General features: G+C 70.7%; 20 protein-coding genes. 11 read left to right on the top strand and 9 right to left on the bottom strand.

The genetic code is table 11. The features are described 5' to 3' along the window. Positions 1-5: 5 nt before the first annotated feature. Together ASE14_RS14785 and ASE14_RS14780 are read left to right on the top strand one after the other, a co-directional pair. Positions 6-713: a ThuA domain-containing protein gene (locus ASE14_RS14785; protein WP_056656651.1), complete on the top strand. Its 708-nt coding sequence runs from the start codon at positions 6-8 to the stop codon at positions 711-713. After that, positions 710-1825 (top strand): glycerate kinase, encoded by a 1116-nt coding sequence (locus tag ASE14_RS14780; RefSeq protein ID WP_056657648.1) that lies wholly within the window; start codon positions 710-712, stop codon positions 1823-1825. Before ASE14_RS14785 ends, ASE14_RS14780 begins: the two co-directional genes overlap by 4 nt. Positions 1826-1842: 17 nt before the next feature. Here ASE14_RS14780 and ASE14_RS14775 read toward each other — a convergent pair whose 3' ends face one another. The 4 genes from ASE14_RS14775 to ASE14_RS14760 form a co-directional block, all read right to left on the bottom strand. Continuing rightward, positions 1843-2142: a hypothetical protein gene (locus ASE14_RS14775; RefSeq protein WP_200953362.1), complete on the bottom strand. Its 300-nt coding sequence runs from the start codon at positions 2140-2142 to the stop codon at positions 1843-1845. A 112-nt stretch (positions 2143-2254) separates the two neighbouring features. Next, positions 2255-2545: a WXG100 family type VII secretion target gene (locus tag ASE14_RS14770; RefSeq protein ID WP_056656648.1), complete on the bottom strand. Its 291-nt coding sequence runs from the start codon at positions 2543-2545 to the stop codon at positions 2255-2257. Between the two features lie 142 nt (positions 2546-2687). Beyond that, on the bottom strand, positions 2688-4517 hold the full coding sequence (locus ASE14_RS14765) for a HAMP domain-containing sensor histidine kinase (RefSeq protein ID WP_056656645.1): 1830 nt from the start codon (positions 4515-4517) through the stop codon (positions 2688-2690). 31 nt (positions 4518-4548) lie between these two features. Then, on the bottom strand, positions 4549-5241 hold the full coding sequence (locus ASE14_RS14760) for a response regulator transcription factor (RefSeq protein ID WP_022894322.1): 693 nt from the start codon (positions 5239-5241) through the stop codon (positions 4549-4551). Positions 5242-5361: 120 nt separating this feature from the next. Between ASE14_RS14760 and folP the strand changes: the two genes are divergently transcribed. Together folP and ASE14_RS14750 are read left to right on the top strand one after the other, a co-directional pair. Continuing rightward, positions 5362-6234, top strand: coding sequence for a dihydropteroate synthase (folP, locus tag ASE14_RS14755; RefSeq protein WP_056656642.1), 873 nt, complete (start codon positions 5362-5364; stop codon positions 6232-6234). Beyond that, the gene (locus tag ASE14_RS14750) at positions 6231-6950 is read left to right on the top strand and encodes a pyrimidine reductase family protein (RefSeq protein WP_056656639.1); all 720 of its coding nucleotides are present in this window, start codon (positions 6231-6233) and stop codon (positions 6948-6950) included. Before folP ends, ASE14_RS14750 begins: the two co-directional genes overlap by 4 nt. Positions 6951-7060: 110 nt before the next feature. Here ASE14_RS14750 and ASE14_RS14745 read toward each other — a convergent pair whose 3' ends face one another. The 3 genes from ASE14_RS14745 to ASE14_RS14735 all read right to left on the bottom strand — a co-directional run bounded on the left by ASE14_RS14745 (position 7061) and on the right by ASE14_RS14735 (position 10992). After that, positions 7061-8704, bottom strand: a complete 1644-nt coding sequence (locus tag ASE14_RS14745) for a DNA repair helicase XPB (RefSeq protein WP_056657644.1) — start codon at positions 8702-8704, stop codon at positions 7061-7063. A 143-nt stretch (positions 8705-8847) separates the two neighbouring features. Continuing rightward, positions 8848-10710 (bottom strand): helicase-associated domain-containing protein, encoded by a 1863-nt coding sequence (locus ASE14_RS14740; RefSeq protein ID WP_056656636.1) that lies wholly within the window; start codon positions 10708-10710, stop codon positions 8848-8850. 9 nt (positions 10711-10719) lie between these two features. Continuing rightward, the gene (locus ASE14_RS14735) at positions 10720-10992 is read right to left on the bottom strand and encodes a hypothetical protein (protein WP_056656633.1); all 273 of its coding nucleotides are present in this window, start codon (positions 10990-10992) and stop codon (positions 10720-10722) included. A gap of 109 nt (positions 10993-11101) precedes the next feature. Here ASE14_RS14735 and ASE14_RS14730 point away from each other — a divergent pair, with 109 nt between their 5' ends. Both ASE14_RS14730 and ASE14_RS14725 read left to right on the top strand, forming a co-directional pair. Then, positions 11102-11482: a cold-shock protein gene (locus tag ASE14_RS14730; protein WP_056656630.1), complete on the top strand. Its 381-nt coding sequence runs from the start codon at positions 11102-11104 to the stop codon at positions 11480-11482. Beyond that, complete coding sequence (locus ASE14_RS14725) at positions 11475-12131, top strand: DUF3027 domain-containing protein (RefSeq protein WP_056656627.1); 657 nt, start codon at positions 11475-11477, stop codon at positions 12129-12131. Before ASE14_RS14730 ends, ASE14_RS14725 begins: the two co-directional genes overlap by 8 nt. Here ASE14_RS14725 and ASE14_RS14720 read toward each other — a convergent pair. After that, positions 12104-12370: a DUF2530 domain-containing protein gene (locus tag ASE14_RS14720; RefSeq protein WP_056656623.1), complete on the bottom strand. Its 267-nt coding sequence runs from the start codon at positions 12368-12370 to the stop codon at positions 12104-12106. The two genes, ASE14_RS14725 and ASE14_RS14720, sit on opposite strands and share 28 nt — an antisense overlap. Before the next feature lie 5 nt (positions 12371-12375). Then, positions 12376-13491, bottom strand: coding sequence for a phosphoserine transaminase (gene serC / locus ASE14_RS14715; RefSeq protein ID WP_056656620.1), 1116 nt, complete (start codon positions 13489-13491; stop codon positions 12376-12378). 70 nt (positions 13492-13561) lie between these two features. Between serC and ASE14_RS14710 the strand changes: the two genes are divergently transcribed. The 5 genes from ASE14_RS14710 (at position 13562) to ASE14_RS14690 (ending at position 17867) form a co-directional block, all read left to right on the top strand. Continuing rightward, positions 13562-14254, top strand: a complete 693-nt coding sequence (locus ASE14_RS14710) for a metal-dependent transcriptional regulator (protein WP_056656617.1) — start codon at positions 13562-13564, stop codon at positions 14252-14254. Positions 14255-14475: 221 nt separating this feature from the next. Then, positions 14476-15324, top strand: coding sequence for a C40 family peptidase (locus ASE14_RS14705; RefSeq protein ID WP_235511424.1), 849 nt, complete (start codon positions 14476-14478; stop codon positions 15322-15324). A gap of 363 nt (positions 15325-15687) precedes the next feature. Next, positions 15688-16185, top strand: a complete 498-nt coding sequence (locus tag ASE14_RS14700; RefSeq protein WP_056656611.1) for an HNH endonuclease — start codon at positions 15688-15690, stop codon at positions 16183-16185. Beyond that, complete coding sequence (locus ASE14_RS14695) at positions 16182-16592, top strand: hypothetical protein (protein WP_056656608.1); 411 nt, start codon at positions 16182-16184, stop codon at positions 16590-16592. Before ASE14_RS14700 ends, ASE14_RS14695 begins: the two co-directional genes overlap by 4 nt. Before the next feature lie 135 nt (positions 16593-16727). Next, complete coding sequence (locus ASE14_RS14690; RefSeq protein ID WP_200953361.1) at positions 16728-17867, top strand: hypothetical protein; 1140 nt, start codon at positions 16728-16730, stop codon at positions 17865-17867. The last annotated feature ends 14 nt before the right edge of the window (positions 17868-17881 follow it).

Here is a 17881-nt window from a genome sequence, read left to right as displayed (position 1 = left end):
GCGCCATGCGTGCCGTCATTCTGAGCGGCTCGGGCCGCTACGCCGACCCGTGGCATGCGCACTCGGAGACGAGTGAGCGACTCGGTGAGCTCGTCGCTGCGGCGGGGTTCGATGTCGAGATCGACGGCGCCGACATCGATCGCACGCTCGCACGGCTCTCCGACGATGTCGGCCTCATCGTCGTGAACGCGGGCGATCCGCACGCCCCGGCGGCGGAGGGCGAGACCGCCGCCGCGGTCGAGGCATCCGTGCTCGACGCCGCGAACGCCGCACTCGACGCGGCGATCGATCGCGGCGTCGGCATCCTCGCAGTGCACGCCGCGGCGGCGAGCCTGCGCGACTACCCGGCCTACGAGCGGGCGCTCGGGGCGCGCTGGATTCGCGACCGGTCGTGGCATCCGCCCATCGGCGAGGCCGCCGTGCACATCGTCGGCAACCACGCGATCGCCGGGGGGCTCGCCGACTTCACCGTGTTCGACGAGCGCTACACCGACTTCCGGCTCGATGACGTGATCGAGCCGATCGCCGAGCACGAGCACGACGGCATCCGGCACCCGCTCGTGTGGGCGCGGGAGTTCGGACGCTCCAGACTCGTCTACGACGCGCTCGGCCACGATGCCCGCTCCTACGCCTCCGAGGGGCATCGCGAGCTGCTCGCCCGCTCGCTCGCGTGGCTCGCCCGCGTGCCGGCCCTCACGGCGAACGCGCGGTGACCCGGGTCGTCATCGCCCCCGATTCGTTCAAGGGCACGGCGAGCGCAGCGGATGTCGCGGCGGCGATCGCGCGCGGATGGCACTCGGTTCGCGCTGACGACGAACTGATCGAGCGTCCGATGGCCGACGGCGGCGAGGGCACCCTCGACGCGTTCGAGGTCGCAGTGCCCGGGGCCCGGCGCATGCCGCTCACCGTGCGCGCGCCGATCGCGTCGCCGGGGTCCGCCCCGGTCGCGACGCACTGGCTGCTGCTGCCCGACGGCACGGGCGTCGTCGAGCTCGCGGCGACGTCGGGCATCACCCTGCTCGACCGTCTCGCGCCGCTCGACGCGCACACCGCGGGGTACGGCGAGGCGCTCGGCGCGGCGCTCGACGCCGGCGTTCGGCGGCTGCTGCTCGCAGTGGGCGGCAGCGCCTCCACCGACGGCGGCGCCGGCGCACTCGCGGCGCTCGGCGCACGATTCTTCGACGACGACGGGCGCGTGGTGCCCCTCGGGGGCGGCGGGCTCGCCCGACTCGCGCGTGTGGACCTCGCGGGGCTCCGCCCGCTCCCGGCCGGGGGAGCCGTGATCCTCGGCGACGTCACGAATCCGCTGCTCGGCGCGCAGGGCGCCGCGGCCGTCTTCGGCCCGCAGAAGGGAGCGGATGCATCGACCGTCGCGGTGCTCGACGGCAACCTCGCGCGGCTCGCCGCCCTCGTTCCCGGTGTCGCGGCCGAGACGCCGGGTGCCGGGGCGGCGGGCGGCACCGGCTTCGGGCTCCTCGCGTGGGGAGCTGAGATGGGCGGCGGCGCGGCACTCGTGGCTCGTGCAGTCGGGCTCGACCGCGATCTCGCCGGCGCGGGCCTCGTGGTCACCGGCGAGGGCAGGTTCGACGGTCAGTCCGAGGCCGGCAAGGCGCCGAGCGAGGTCGCCCGCCTGGCGGTGTCGGCCGGGGTGCCGGTCGCGCTCATCGCAGGGTCGATCACCGCCGAACCGCGTGGGTTCGCGACATCCGTCGCCCTGACCGGGCTCGCCGGCGGCGCGGATGCCGCCATGACGAATCCGCTGCGGTGGCTCGAGGCCGCCGGCGCCGAGCTCGCCCGTGAACGGTGGAGCGACGCCCGGAGCTGACGCGCTGCGCGCGCCCGTCAGATGTGATGCATTCCGGGATGCGGCTTCGGCGGCTCCGACCGGACGAACTTGCCGTGCCGCTCGTCGGCGTCGTGAGCGTCGGGGTGCTTGTCGGTCGACGTGTAGTCGCCGACGCTGGTCTCCTCGTCGGGAGCGCCGTCGGTGTGCGTGTACTCGCCCGCGACCGTGCGCTCATGCGGCGCCTCGCCGTCGACCTCGGTGTAGCTGCCCTCGAGGTCGTCTCTGGGATCTGCCGTGTCGGGCACGCCCGTCTCGTCGGAGGACTGCGGCTCAGCGGGTCGGTTCGATTCGGACATCATCGCTCCCTCACTCGTGGGTCGGGGCGCCGTCATGGGGCGACGTCTCGCCCCCATGCTATGTCTCCAAGCCGTGAAGGGAAGGGGTGCAGCGACCGCGCACGGAAAACCGTCAGCGCAGGAACAACCGCGCATTCGCCTGCTCGGCATCGGAATACTGCACGGCGGCGACCCCGAGAGCCCGGTTGAGGCCGGCGAGGCTCTCTTCGACCTGCAGCTGCGTGGCGCGCCAATCGGCGACCGCGCCCTGGAACGCCGCCGAGGCCTGACCCGACCACGACGACTGCAGCCCCGTGAGCTGGCCGAGGAGGGACGCGACCTCGGACTGGATGCGGCCGATCGTGCCCTGCACGGTCTGCGTCGCGGCGGACACCTGTTCGGCATCGACTTGGTAGACGGCCATCTCGGCCCCTTTCGTTCGGTGTGCGCGCCACGCTACGCGTCGGCCAAGGCGCCGCCGGCGGCACGCGGCCGCCTGTGCACGACCGTCGATGCTGCCGCCTGGGGAGGCGGAGTCGCGTGATGCCGGTCGCGCGTCGCGCGGCTCAGTCGGCGCTGACCGGCTGCGGTGCAGCGGCCGAACCCGCGAGCGGCAGCGAGACGCGGAAGGTCGCTCCGCCGCCCGGCGTCTCGACGACGTCGACCGTGCCGTTGTGCGCCGCGATGATCGACGACACGATGGCGAGGCCGAGGCCGGAGCCGCCCGTCTCCCGGGTGCGCGAGGTGTCGGCACGCCAGAAGCGCTGGAAGATCTTCTCCCGGATCTGCGGAGGGATGCCCTCGCCGTGATCGACGACCTCGATCATCGCCCGTTCGGTGGCGTCGTCGACCGAGATGCGGATCTCGATCGGGCTCTCGGGCGCGGTGAAGCGGATCGCATTGCCCATCAGGTTCGTGATGACCTGACGGATCTTGTTCTCCTCGGCGAGCACGACGGTGCGGCGGACCGGCATCTGCGCGCCCTGAGCACCGGGAACCGCCTGACCGCCGCCCGCAGCGTTCGATGCACCGATCGCCCCGGCGGCGGCGGCCGCTGCAGCCGAGGCGGCCGCCGATGCGCGGGCGGCGCGCTTCGACGCGGCCGAGGAACCGCTGCCCCTGCCCGTCGCCCGGCGGCTGCCGGTCGTCGTCGCGGCCTCGCCGCGGGTGCGACGGCCGCGCAGGCGTGCGAGGGTCGCCCCGGCGAAGGAGATCGGCCCGGTGAGGGTGGTGGCGCGGTCGCCCGCGGGGTCGAGCTCGACCTCGAGGTCGGGGGCGGGCTCGCCCGCGGCATCCGATGCGCCCAGGTCTTCGGGCGCGATCACCGTGACGGTGCGCGCCGGGTGCGCGGCCATGGTGTCGAGGGCGGCGTCGCGCGCGAGCGGCACGAGGTCGACCTCGGCGAGTTCGAGCGGCTTCGCCTCGTCGAGGCGGGCGAGGGCGAGCAGGTCCTCGACGAGGAGGCCCATGCGGATGGCCTCCTTCTCGATGCGCTCCATCGCCTGGCCGACCTCTTCGGGCGACTGCAGTGCGCCCATGCGGTAGAGCTCGGCGTACCCGCGCACCGACACGAGCGGGGTGCGCAGCTCGTGGGAGGCGTCGCCGACGAAGCGGCGCATCTGGTCGATCGTGCGTGCGCGGTCGCGGAATGCCCGGTCGATACGGTTCAGCATCGTGTTGAGCGAGCGGTTCAGCCGTCCGACCTCGGTGTTCGGCGTCGCGCCGCCGAGTCGTTGGCTGAAGTCGCCGTCGGCGATCGCCGACGCCGTGCGCTCGACCTCGCGGAGCGGCATGAACGTGGTCGTGACGAGCATGCGGGTGAGGAGGGCGCCGACGAGCACGACCCCGAACCCGAAGCCCAGGAAGATCGTGAGGTACATCGCGAGCAACTGCTCGGAGTCTTTCGATGAGATCGCGATGATGACCGGGGAAAGGGTGCCGTGCCCGTCGGCGACCGTGAACGCCGCGACGCCTCGGAAGCTCGGCGAGCCCTGTGCATCATCGAGCGGGAAGATCTGGTACTTCGATTCGTTGAGCTTGTTCACCGTGGCCTGGGTGAGCTTCTCGGGGATCTCCGGGAGTTCGTCCTCGTGGCGGTTCGCCCAGTTGTTGCCGCGCTGCTCGCCCGTCGCGGCGTCGTAGACCGCCACGAAGACCTCGTCGGAGAGCGTGAACTCGCGGTCCTCGAGGTTGACCTCGCTCGTGATGTACTTCTCCAGATCCCCGGAGGCGATCGACTCGAGCTTCGACGTCATCTGCGATTCGACGTACGAGCGCAGCATCGCCGCGGTGCCGATACCGGAGACCAGCAGCCCGAGCGTCAGCATGAGCACGGTGACACCCGTGATCTTGGTGCGCAGCGAGATGCGGTTCCACCGCTCGGAGATCTGATTCATGGCGGGCCGAGTCTAGGTCGCCGTTCCTGAGTCAGGGCTTGGAGGACTTCAGCATGTAGCCGAATCCGCGCTTGGTCTGGATCAGCGGCTCCGCGGAGTGCTGGTCGAGCTTGCGGCGGAGGTAGGAGATGTAGCTCTCCACGATGCCGGCGTCGCCGTTGAAGTCGTACTCCCACACGTGGTCGAGGATCTGCGCCTTCGACAGCACCCGGTTGGGGTTCAGCATGAGGTAGCGCAGCAGCTTGAACTCGGTGGGGGAGAGCTCGACGGGCACGTCGCCGACGAGCACCTCGTGCGTGTCCTGGTCCATCGTGAGCTCGCCGGTGCGGATCACCGCGTCCTCTTCGGCGTGCATCGTGCGACGCAGGATCGCCTTGATGCGCGCGACGATCTCGTCGAGGCTGAAGGGCTTCGTGACGTAGTCGTCGCCGCCGACGGTGAGGCCGGTGATCTTGTCCTCGGTGTCGTCCTTCGCGGTGAGGAAGAGGATCGGGGCCGTGTAGCCCGCCGAGCGCAGGCGCTTCGTGACGCCGAACCCGTTCATGTCGGGCAGCATGACGTCGAGGATGATGAGGTCGGGCTCCTCCTCGAGTACTGCCGAGATGGTCTGCGCTCCGTTGCCGACTGCACGCACCGCGAACCCGGCGAACCGAAGGCTCGTCGTGAGGAGATCGCGGATGTTGGGCTCGTCGTCGACGATGAGAATTCGTGGTCCGTCGCTCATGTGACGATTCTCTGCGCATCAGCTGGAACTTTCCTGAACATTCTTCGAGGGTTGCCGAACTGGTGTGTCGGATGTCGCGTGCGTTGGCTGCCCCGCAACGGGCGTGGAAGACTCGGCAGCATGGCGATTCGAACCCAGATGATCCGGCGGATCGGCCCGCGCGAGTTCGATTTCTCACGTCAGGTCGCAGTCATGGCGATCGTCAACCGCACCCCCGACTCCTTCTACGATCGGGGCCGCACGGAGGCGCTCGATGCCGCGGTCGCCGCGGCGGAGGCCGCGATCGAGCAGGGCGCCGACTGGATCGACATCGGCGGGGCGAAATTCGCCCCGGGGCCCGCGATCCCGCCGGAGGAAGAGGCCGAGCGGGTCGTGCCCGTCGTCGCCGCGCTCGCCGGCTCCGGCGCCGTCATCTCGGTCGACACCTTCCACCCCGAGGTGGCCCGCGCCGCGATCGCGGCGGGGGCGCACGTCGTCAACGACACGACGGGCATCCACGACCCGGCCATGGCCGACGTCGTCGCCGAGACCGGGGCGACGATCGTCGTCACGCACAGCCTCGCGAAACCCCGTACGCCGTACCCCTCGCCGCAGTACGGCGACGTCGTCGCCGAGGTGTCGGCGTTCCTCACGGAGCGCGTCGCGTTCGCGGAGTCGCGAGGCGTGGCATCCGATCGCATCGTCATCGACCCCGGCCACGACCTCAACAAGCACACGCTCCACTCGCTCGAGTTGACTCGACGGCTCGGCGAGATCACGAGACTCGGCTACCCGACCCTCGTGGCGCTCTCGAACAAGGACTTCGTCGGCGAGAGCCTCGGCCGGCCGCGCGAGCAGCGCATCGAGGGCTCGATCGCGGCCGCCGTCTACTGCGTCATGCAGGGCGCGCGCATCGTGCGCGTGCACAACGTGCGCGAGACCGTCGACGCGATGCGCATGATCGAGGCGATCGAGGGATGGCGCGAGCCCGTCTTCCTGGAGCACAACCGGTGAACGCCGCCGCGACACCTGACCGCGAGGAGCTCCTCGCCGCGTACGCGCTGCCCGATCGCACGACCCGGCGCGTGCGCATGAACTTCGTCGCGAGTCTCGACGGCGCCGCCACGCTCGAGGGCCGGAGCGGCGGTCTGGGTGACCCGGTCGATCGACTCGCGATGCAGGTGCTGCGCACGCTCGCCGACGTCGTGCTGGTCGGTGCGGGCACGGTGCGGGTCGAGGGCTACGGCGGTCTCGCCGTCGGCGAAGCGGATGCCGCGTGGCGCGTCGCCCGCGGACTGTCCGAGCAGCCCCGACTGGCCGTGGTCTCCTCGTCGCTCGACCTCGACCCCGAGTCCGCCTTCTTCGCGGCCGCGGTGACGCGTCCGATCGTCGTGACGCACGCGGCGGCGCCCGAGGCGCGTCGCTCCGCGCTCGAGCGGGTCGCCGACGTCGTCGTGGTGGGCGAGCGCGCGGTCGACGTGGCGGGCGTGCTCGACGTGTTCGCCGACCGAGGACTGCGCCAGGTGCTCTGCGAGGGCGGGCCGCACCTCTTCGGCTCGCTCCTCGAGGCCGACCTCGTCGACGAGCTCTGCCTCTCGCTCGGCCCGATGCTCGTCGCGGGCGAGGCCGGGCGCATCGTGCGCGGCGTTCCGGAGCTGCAGCGGCGCATGCACCTCGTGCATGCGTTCCCCGCCGGGGACCTCGTGCTGCTCCGGTATCAGCGTGGTTGAGGGCAAGCGTCACGTTCTCGAGTCTGCCGCGCACGCTTGAAGCGACTTCGTCCCTTCAAGCTCCTGCTCCGCCTTTCGTGACCTGCCGCGTCGCTTCGCGCCGCGCCGGGTCACGCGGCTTCGAGCGAGTGCGCGTCGAGGATCGTGTAGCTGTAGCCCTGCTCGGCGAGGAACCGCTGCCGGTTCTGCGCGAAGTCCTGGTCGACCGTGTCGCGCGCGACGAGCGTGTAGAAGTTCGCGCTGAGTCCCGATTCCTTCGGCCGCAGCAGGCGGCCGAGCCGCTGCGCCTCCTCCTGGCGCGAGCCGAACGAGCCCGACACCTGGATGGCGACGGTCGCCTCGGGCAGGTCGACCGAGAAGTTCGCGACCTTCGAGACGACGAGCACCGGCGTGCGCCCGTCGCGGAACTCCTGGAAGAGCCGCTCGCGCTCGTCGACGGGCGTCGACCCGGTCAGTTGCGGGGCGCCGAGCGCCGCTGCGAGCTCGTCGATCTGGTCGAGGTACTGGCCGATCACGAGGATGCGCTCGCCGGCGTGCTTGGCCACGAGCTCTCGCACGACGCCGAGTTTCGCCGGCGCGGTCGCCGCGAGCCGGTAGCGCTCGTCGTCGGCGGATGCCGCGTACGTCAGCCGCTCGGACTGCGGCAGGTCGATGCGCACCTCGTAGCACGCGGCGGGGGAGATGAAGCCCTGGGCCTCGATCTCCTTCCAGGGGGCGTCGAAGCGCTTGGGGCCGATGAGGCTGAACACGTCGCCCTCGCGGCCGTCCTCGCGCACGAGGGTGGCGGTGAGGCCGAGACGGCGCCGCGCCTGCAGCTCGGCGGTGAGCTTGAAGACCGGCGCCGGCAGCAGGTGCACCTCGTCGTAGACCACCAGGCCCCAGTCGAGCGCGTCGAGGAGGGCGAGGTGCGCGTACTCGCCCTTCCGCTTCGCGGTGAGGATCTGGTAGGTCGCGATCGTGACGGGCTTGACCTCCTTCACCTGCCCCGAGTACTCGCCGATCTCGTCGGCGGTCAGCGTGGTGCGGCGCAGCAGCTCGTCGCGCCACTGGCGGGCGGAGACGGTGTTCGTCACGAGGATCAGCGTCGTGGTCTTGGCCGCCGCCATCGCGCCGGCGCCGACGAGGGTCTTGCCCGCGCCGCAGGGGAGCACGACGACACCCGAACCGCCGTCGAAGAAATTGTCGATCGCCTGCTGCTGGTAGCCGCGGAGGTGCCAGCCGGTCTCCTCGAGGTCGATCCGGTGCGGCGTGCCCGGCGTGTACCCGGCGAGGTCCTCTGCGGGCCAGCCGAGCTTCACGAGCTCCTGCTTGAGCGCGCCGCGCGCCCACGCCGCGACGAGGAAGCTGCGGTCGTCGAGGCGTTCGGCGAGCAGCGGCGCGATGCGCTTGGCCGAGGCCACCTCGGTGAGCACGGCGATGTCGTCGCTGTGCAGGCGCAGCGCGCCGTCGTCGGTGCGGTCGACGACGAGCCGCCCGTACCGGCCGACGGTCTCGCGCATGTCGACCGCGACGGTCTGCGGCACCGGGAACTTGGCGTACCGTTCGAGCGTCGCGAGCATGTCGGCGGCGTCGTGGCCGGCCGCCCTGGCGTTCCACAGCCCCAGTCGCGTGATGCGGTACGTGTGCATGTGCTCGGGCGCCCGCTCGAGCTCTGCGAACACGGCGAGGTCGTGGCGCGCGTCTTCGGCGAGCGGGTGCGCGACCTCGAGGAGGACGGTTCGGTCGCTCTGCACGATGAGTGGGCCGTCTGACATAGCGGTCGAGTCTACGCCCGGTTCATGGACGATCGGCAGTTGCGCCATCTTCCCGCGGTGCAGCGGGTCGGAGATCTGCACGCGATCGGATGACTCGAGCCGCCCCTCTCCGATCGAGTGCCGATCTCCGACCGTACGCCGGATCAGGCGCCGGCGGGTGCCGGCGACACGGCGGCGATCGCCGAGAGGGGGAGCGTGCGCTCGATGTCGGCCTTGCGGTCGCGGGCACGGAGCCGGCCGTTCGCCACGCTCGCCGGGGCGAGCAGATAGTCGGCGGTGTCCCCGCCCGGCATGCGCACGGTGACGGTGAGCGTCTCCTTCGACCGGGCGGCGGCCTCGAGCTGGCGTGCCAGCCACGCCTGCTCGGTCGCGCCGTCTTCGCCCTCGGCGAAGACGATGTCGAGCAGCGACTCGACGGGGTCGGCCTTGGGCGCCGGTTCGGGTGCGGTCGCCAGGTGGTGGCGGCTCAGACGGATGATGTTGCCGGCCGCGTCTTCGGCGGCGGCGGGATACCGGGCGTCGGAGAGCGCCCAGAACACGACCTCGGGCGGGAAGCGCGAGACCAGCCGGTGCGGCCCGGCCTGGCGGAGCCCGATCGAGACGAGCGACTGGTCGACGGCGAGGGTGCGCACGAGCTGCTCGTCGTCGGAGCGCACGGTCGCGCGCGCCGGGGCATCCGCTTCGTCGGCGAGGGAGACCCGCAGCGACCCGAACCTCGCGGCGGCCTCGCCGACGAGGTAGGAGAGCGGTTGGGGGATGCCCGTGAGCGAGATGCCGCCGAGGAACTCGAGGATCGATTCGGCCGTCTCGCCGACGGCGAATCCGCGATTGACGGATGCCGCGCTGACGCGGTACGTGGAGGCGAGGTCGCGGCCCTCGACATCGGCGAAGCCGCGGAGGCGAGCGTCGAGCGATGGTTCGAGCGGCCCCGGCGAGACGATCGAGAGGTCGTGCTGCAGGTAGACCTTCTCGACCTGGGCCGGAAAGTGCGCCGCCAACCGGGCGGAGGCCTGCTCGAGGTCGCCCGCGAGCACGAGCAGGGCGGTCGGAGCCGGTTCCCCGGCCACCGCGAGTCCGAGCGCCTCGGCCTCGTCGATGAGGCGCTCGAGGCCCTCGTCGAGCCAGCGCCCGCCGGCCGGGTAGAACCAGCGCACGTCGTCGCCGAGGGTGCTCGCGGTGAGGGACTCGCTCCTGCGGGCCACGAGTTCGCGCAGCAGCACGGGGATGCGGTCGCGCCAGCACTGGGCCAGTCGCCGCCAGCGACCCTCGGCGGACTCGAGCGACCAGGCCGCGCCGACCTCCGACTCGAGCCAGAACGCGCCCTCGCGCACGACGAGTCCTGCCTCGTCGGCGCGGTGGAAGAGCCGGGGCAGGGCGTCGAGGGCCGTGCCGCTCGCCTCGGCCAGCCGCTTGGAGTCGGGCAGCGCCAGGCCGCCCTTGGCGAGCTCGCGGGCCGGCTGCAGCCCGAGCGCAGCGAGCACCTCGGCGGTCGCCGCCACCGTCGCGTACGCGACCTCGGCTGCACGCCGGTCGATGAGCGTTCGGTCGACGTCGTCGCCCGAGACGAGCACCGGCGGTGCGGGCGTCGCGAGCTCGGCCACGGTGGGCAGGTCGTCGCCGAGCCGCGGGGCCACACGGGCGATGACCGCGGCGGGCACGTGGATGCGCTCGTCGACCCGCACCACGAGCAGCAGCCCGCCCAGTTCGTCGAGCAGTCCGTCGGTGGCATCCGACAGCTCGGCGGATGCCGCGTGCCGCACGAGCTCGTCGTGCACATCGGCGACCGTGGTGCCGCCGCCGGCCGCGAGTTCGACCGCCGCGGCGAGCACCGCGAGTCGTCGACGATCGAGACGACCGACCGCGTGGTCGATCGAGTCGGGCGTCAGCACCGCTTCGGCGAGGTCGAAGAGGTCACGCACCCCAGCCGGCTCGAACTCGCGCGAGTGCAGTGCTGCTGCGAGGGAGTCTCGCGACAGCCCGCGGAGTCGTGCGGCGAGCTCGAGCATCGTCCCCGATCAGCTCGATCCGGCTCGCGCTGCCCGGCCTCGCCGGACGCCGTTGACGATGAGCAGGGCGATGAGGATGAGGAAGGCGATGGGCAGCCCGAACCACGGCAGCATGGTGACGACGGCCCAGATGCCCGAGCCCATGTCTTCGCGGGTCACGCCGGAGAACGTGCCGATCATCACGGCGAAGAAACAGACGATGGAAAGACCGACGACGGCCGCGAACATGTATGCCAGGACGCGCTCGGCGCGATTGTCGGTGATGGGGCCGGAATCGCTCACCCCTCCAGAATAGGCCAGACGACCCACTCGCGGGTGTCCCGGCAATAGACTGGGCGGTGGACGGCGCTGTGGTTTCAGCGCGCCTGCAGACATGAGCGAGGTTCATACGATGCCCACCGGCAAGGTCAAGTTCTACGACGAGGAAAAGGGATTCGGCTTCATCAGCTCCGATGACGGCCAGGAGGTCTTCCTCCACGCATCCGCACTTCCCGCCGGCGCGACCGTGAAGGCGGGCAGTCGACTCGAGTTCGGCGTCGCCGAGGGCAAGCGCGGCGCGCAGGCGCTGTCGGTGCGCGTGCTCGACACCCCCGTGAGCCTCACGAAGATCAACCGCAAGCCCGCCGACGACATGGCGATCATCGTCGAAGACGTCGTGAAGGTGCTCGACGGCATCGGCGCCGACCTCCGTCGCGGTCGCTACCCCGAGAAGTCGAAGGCACGCACCGTCGCCGCGGTGCTGCGCAAGGTGGCAGACGATCTGGATGCCTGAGCAGACGGAATCCGAGAACACCCCCGTCGTCGTGGCCGACGAGGTGCTCCTGTCGTCGGTGGACCTCGCTCGACGTGCACTGCTCGAGGTCACCGCGCCCGAGACGGTCGGATCGGTCGTCGGGCACCTCGTCGAGGGCGAGCACGTGCTGACGCTGCTCTTCGCGTCCGACCTGAGCGGGTACCCGGGCTGGCACTGGAGCGTGACGCTCTCCCGCGTCGACGCCGAGGCGGAGCCGACCGTGCTCGAGACCGAGCTCATGCCCGGTGAGGCCGCGCTGCTCGCGCCCGACTGGGTGCCGTGGTCGGAGCGACTCGCCGACTACCGCGCCGCGCAGGAGGCCGTGGCCGCTGCTGCGGCGGAGTCCGCCGACGACGACGAGCACGACGAGGACGACCTCGACGACGACGACGACGACGATCTCGACGACGACGACGATCTCGACGACGACGACGACGAAGAAGACGACGAAGACGAAGACGAAGACGACGTCGAAGACGATGTCGACGAGGAGTTCGACGGCATCGACATCGACGCGCTCGATCAGTCGGGCGAGGTCGAGCCGGATGACGCCGAGTCGGATGACGTCGACGATGCGGACGTCGAGGAATCCGACGACGATCAGTCGGTCGAGCGCTCCGCCGACTGATCCGCCCGCCGTCGGATCACCTGCACGACCACGAGGCCGATGAGGCCGAGGGCGATGCCGGTGATCGCGGCGACGGCGAACCATCCGAGGCCCGCCGACTCGAGCGGCTCCCGGAACACGAGGCAGGCGACGAGCACCACGGCCCAGCCGATCGTGCCCGCCACCACGGCCTTGCGGCCGTCGGCCCGTGCCGGAGCGGGGTCGGGGCGCCGTTCGTCATCGCTGAGCCAGAGCCGCATCGGGATCAGCCGATCTGCGAGAGCACGTAGTCGATCGAGGCGGTGAGCGCCCGCACGTCGTCGGGTTCGATCGCGGCGAACGTCGCGACGCGCAGCTGGTTGCGGCCGAGCTTGCGGTACGGCTCGGTGTCGACGATGCCGTTCGCGCGGAGCACCGAGGCGAGCGCCGCGGCATCCGTCGACTCGTCGAAGTCGATCGTGACGACCACCTGCGAGCGGTGCGCGGGGTCGGCGACGAACGGGGTCGCGATCGACGTGCGCTCGGCCCAGTCGTAGAGCACCGCGGAGGATTCGCGCGTGCGGGCGTCGGCCCAGGCGAGGCCGCCGGAGGCGTTCATCCACTCGAGCTGGTTCTCGAGCAGTAGGAGGGTCGCCAGGGCCGGCGTGTTGAGCGTCTGGTTCAGGCGCGAGTTGTCGACCGCGTTCTTCAGCGACAGGAACTCGGGGATGTACCGCCCGCTCGCAGCGACGCGCTCCACGCGCTCGATCGCGGCGGGGGAGAGGATCGCGAACCAGATGCCGCCGTCGGAGGCGAAGTTCTTCTGCGGTGCGAAGTAGTAGACGTCGAACTGGCGCGGATCGACCAGGATGCCGCCGGCCGCACTCGTGGCATCGATGACCGTGAGGGCGCCGGCGTCGCCTGCGACGCGGGTGACGGGGGCCATCACGCCCGTCGAGGTCTCGTTCTGCGGCCAGGCGTAGACGTCGACGCCCGCGAGGGCGGCGGGCTCGGCGCGGGATCCGGCATCGGCCTTGCGCACGTCGGGCGCCTGGAGCCACGGGGCGGCCGCCGCGACGGCGAACTTCGCACCGAACTCGCCGAACGCGGCGAGCTGTGCGCGCTCCTCGATGAGGCCGAAGGCTGCTGCATCCCAGAACGCGGTCGAACCGCCGTTGCCGAGCACGACCTCGTAACCGTCGGGCAGGTCGAAGAGGTCGGCGAGACCGGTGCGCACCCGGCCGACGAGCTGCTTGACCGGTGCCTGCCGGTGCGAGGTGCCGAGGATCGAGGGGCCGAGCGCGGCGAGGTGGGCGAGCTGCTCGGGGCGGACCTTGGACGGTCCGCAGCCGAAGCGTCCGTCGGCGGGCAGCAGGTCACTGGGAATCACGATGCTCGGCATGCGACGAGTCTAGCGAGCGGGCGCCGCCCGGTAGGCTGGACGACGGGCTGTGACAACGGGAGGATGGCGCGTGACCGACCTGATCGACACGACGGAGATGTATCTCCGCACGATCCTCGATCTCGAGGAGGAGAACATCGTGCCGCTGCGCGCACGCATCTCCGAACGCCTCGGGCATTCCGGTCCCACCGTCTCGCAGACGGTCGCCCGAATGGAACGGGACGGCCTCGTCGTCGTCTCCGGCGACCGCCACCTCGAGCTGACCCCCGAGGGGCGCTCGAAGGCCGTGCACGTCATGCGCAAGCACCGACTCGCCGAACGGCTGCTCTCCGACGTCATCGGGCTCGAATGGGAGTTCGTGCACGACGAGGCATGCCGCTGGGAGCACGTGATGAGCGAGCAGGTCGAGCGCCGACTGATCGAGATCCTCGGCAGCCCGCGCGAATCGCCCTACGGCAACCCGATCCCCGGGCTCGAAGAGCTCGGCCTGCCCGCGTCGGACCCATTCATGTCGGGGGTCGTCAACCTCGTCGAAGCGGTCGACGCGAGCGAGACGCCGGTTCGCGGCATCGTGCGCCGCCTCGGCGAGCCGGTGCAGTTCGACCCCGAACTCCTCGCGCAGATGCGCCAGGCCGGAGTCATGCCGGGCGCCATGGCGACGTTCAGCCGCTCCGGCGGGTACGTGCTCGTCGAGGTCGACGGCGTCGAGGGCGGCCTCGAATTGCCGAACGAAGTCGCCGGTCACCTCTTCATCGCCGACTGACCTGACCGCCGAATGGCCTGATCAGGGGCGCGCCGTGACCGGAATGTGACATCCGGTCACTCCTCGCGTAGTCTCATTCGAGTCCGCCGGCGAGAAGCCAGTCGGAGGACCAGGGTCGAGACGCCTCCCAAGCCCACCGCTCGATCAAGTACCCGTAAGCGCCCTCGTGCGCATCCGGTGGGGTGACATTCAGATGTCGTGGGGCGACGGAGGTACACATTTTGGCTCGAATCTCACGGCGTCGTCTCACCAGAAACCCCGCCCGCGGAGCTGCGACGAAGGCGATCATCGCCGCGAAAGCGCCCGTTTCCCCCGGTTCCACCCAGCCTGACGCGGCCGCTCGCGTCGCCGCGTCCCCGCTGCCGTCGACGCGTCGACTGCGCCGCGGGCCGCTGGCCAACGTGCTCGTGATGTCGGTCGCGGCCGGCATCGTCGGCACGCTCGCCATCCCCGCGTACGCGTTCGCGCCCGGCTCCACCGGCCCGCAGTTCGGCGAGACCGACGCGACGAAGCTCACCAAGGCGCAGGCGCAGTCGGTCGAGGTGACCGACGACGTCATCGCCGCTCCGGTCACGAAAGACGGCTACGACGCCGTCACCGGCGCCGACATCAAGGCCGCGGCCGACGCCGAGGCTGCGCGAGTCGCCGCCGAGTCGGCGATGAGCTCGTACGCGGCGTCGTACTCCGGACCGTCGGTCGGCGACTTCCTCGCCAACCCGCCGTATCCCGGCTACGACCTCGCGAGCGTCTACAACGTCGCGACGCAGTACATCGGCGTCCCCTACGTCTACGGCGGCGCCACGCCGGCCGGCTTCGACTGCTCGGGCTTCGTGATGTACGTGTACGCCCAGTTCGGCATCAGCATGCCCCACTCCTCGGCCGGACAGGGCGCCATGGGCACCCGCATCTCCGAGGCCGACGCGCAGCCGGGCGACCTCGTCATCATGCCCGGGCACGACGGGTTCTACGCGGGCAACGGCATGATCCTGCACGCTCCCTACGAGGGCGCATCCGTCCGGGTGCAGCCCATCTGGACGAGCGACTACTACATCGTGCGCATCGGCATCTGATCGATGAACATCGCGTGACTCAACGCGTGGATGGCGCGCCGGACATTCCCGGCGCGCCATTCGTGTTCTAACCTGAGACTCTGACGATCCGAGAAACCGGGCAGGGGAAGCCGATGGTGAAGTCGTGCAGCATCCATTCCACGGATGCGCGCGCGCTCTTCGACCAACGGCGCAGCAGTCGAACGAGCACGAACCGGGCCGAGGCCTCGACGGGCACTGTCATCACGACGGTGCCCGTTCTCTGTTTTCAGGGGCCATCGAGTCACGGCGCACCGGCGCTGCCCGCCACCGCCCGACGTCCTCTCGGAACGTCGAACCGTTCACGCGGCTGGAAGCCATCCAGCACCGATCGAAAGGCACTCCATGCGCACACTCGTGCTCAACGCGGGCTATGAGCCGCTCGCCGTCGTCTCCTTCAAGCGGGCGCTGCTCCTCGTCATGAACCACAAGGCCACCGTCATCCAGCACGAAGCGGACAATCCGGTGTGCGCCGCGAGCGGGTCGTGGCAGAGACCGAGTGTCATCCTGCTCACGCGATACGTCCGCACTCCACGACTGAACCAGGCTCCGGTGAGCCGGCGAGGCGTGCTGCGCCGCGACGACCACCGGTGCGCGTACTGCGGCCGCGCGGCAGCCACGATCGACCACGTGCTGCCCCGCTCGCGTGGCGGGCGCGACACGTGGGAGAACCTGGTCGCCTGCTGCCTGCGCTGCAACAACACCAAGAGCGACCGCACTCCGGCCGAGATGGGGTGGGAACTGCGCTTCACGCCGGGCCGCCCGCACGGGCGCAACTGGGTGGTGCGCGGGTTCGAACGGCCGCTTCCGCAGTGGGACGAGTACCTCGCGACGGCCGCGTGAGCGCGCGCATCGGCTGGGGTGTCGTCGTCACGGTCGGCACGGTCGTGATGCTCGCAGCGTGCGCCCCGGGCTCGGGGTTCGCGGTGCTGGATCGATCGGCCGGCCCCGACGACGAGCTCCCGTTCGAGCTGCCCGACTCCGCAGCCGAGAACGTGGACCTCGACAGCATCCGCTTCTCGACCGAGTACGAGGGCGAGCGGCTCTACCTGGCCAAGGGAGTCACCGCCGATGCCGTCTGCCTCCTCGTCGTGCCCGAGGATCACGACGACTGGTCCATCGGCTGCGGGAGCACGGACGGCACGATCGCCGTCGAGACCGCGGCCGGTCCGTACTCGATCCGCCCCGATGGCGCTCCGATTCCGGAGGGCGACACCGAACTCACGCCGAACCTCTCGGTGGTCGGCTGACGGGTTCGCGGCCACGGCCCGACCGAACTCCGTCCGCGCCATCCGAGGGTCCTTCCCTTCGGGGCGCGCCAGGTCTACGCTGCGGATCGGGAGCACATTTCGGCTCCGCTGGTGCGGCAGTGCAGGAGGACCGGAATGTCTGATTCGTCAACCCTCACGCGGGTGCTCCGGCACCCCGTCCGGAGCGAGGAGGCCAAGGAGTCCTCGGCACTCCTGATCGGGGCCGCGGCCCTCGTCATCGGCACGGTCATCGGCCTCTTGGTCTTCTGGGATCGCGACGTGCCGATCTCCGGTCGAGGCTCGGTCGGCATCTACGCGGCCGTCGGCGGCGCCCTCGCCGCGATCGTGGCGTTCGTGACCGGGTGCATGGTGCGGCGTTCGCGGGCCCGCGCCGTTCCGGGGTACCGGCAGCGCCTGCACTGGTTCGACGTCGCCGCCCTCGCCCTGGCACTCGGCGTGATCGCGCTCCTCGGCTGGACGGGCCTCGCCTCGCTGCTGGGCGAGAGCTTCGTCGGCGCACTCGTCTACGGCGTCCCGGCCGCGATCCTCGGCGGGGTGGCGATGGCGATCTCCGCGTACATGTCGTACCTCACCGCGGTGAACCTCACGCCGATGCTGCTCTCACTGGTGCTGGCGATGTTCCTCGCCGTCGGTGCGCTCGCGAGCATGCTGAGCGCGACCGATCCGCTCTGGTGGCAGAAGAACCTCAGCACGCTGGGCATCAGCGACGACATCTCCGCCCTCGCCTTCAACGTGACGCTCATCATCGCCGGAGTGATGGTGACGACGATCGCGCACTACGCGACGGCGTTCCTCCCGGCCGACAGCGCCGGCGAGCGGCGTGGCCGCAACCTCGTGCGATTCGGGCTCATCGTGATCGGGATCCTGCTCGCCTGCGTCGGCATCTTCCCGGTCGACGAGTACCTCGGTGCGCACAACCTCTCGGCGACCGGCATGGCGATCGTGTACGTCGCGATGGTGCTGAGCCTGCCCGCGCTGCTTCCGACCATGCCGAAGGTGTTCGTCATGCTCGGATACGTCTACGTCGGCGTCATCGTGGTCCTCGCCGCGTTCTTCATCAGCGGGTACTACAACCTCACCGCGGTCGAACTGGTCGTCGCGGTGCTGGTGTTCAGCTGGGTCATCGTGTTCCTGCGCAACACCGGTGCGGTCGAGGCCGGCCCCGACGACACGCACAACGACACGCACGACGACACGCACGACGACACGCACGACGATGCGCAGGTCGTGACAAGAACGGGAACTGTGCCCTAAGGTGAAACGAGTCC

It is taken from the genome of Agromyces sp. Root81 (assembly GCF_001429165.1).
Taxonomy (GTDB): Bacteria; Actinomycetota; Actinomycetes; order Actinomycetales; family Microbacteriaceae; genus Agromyces.
This window is presented reverse-complemented; position numbering and strand designations above follow the sequence as displayed.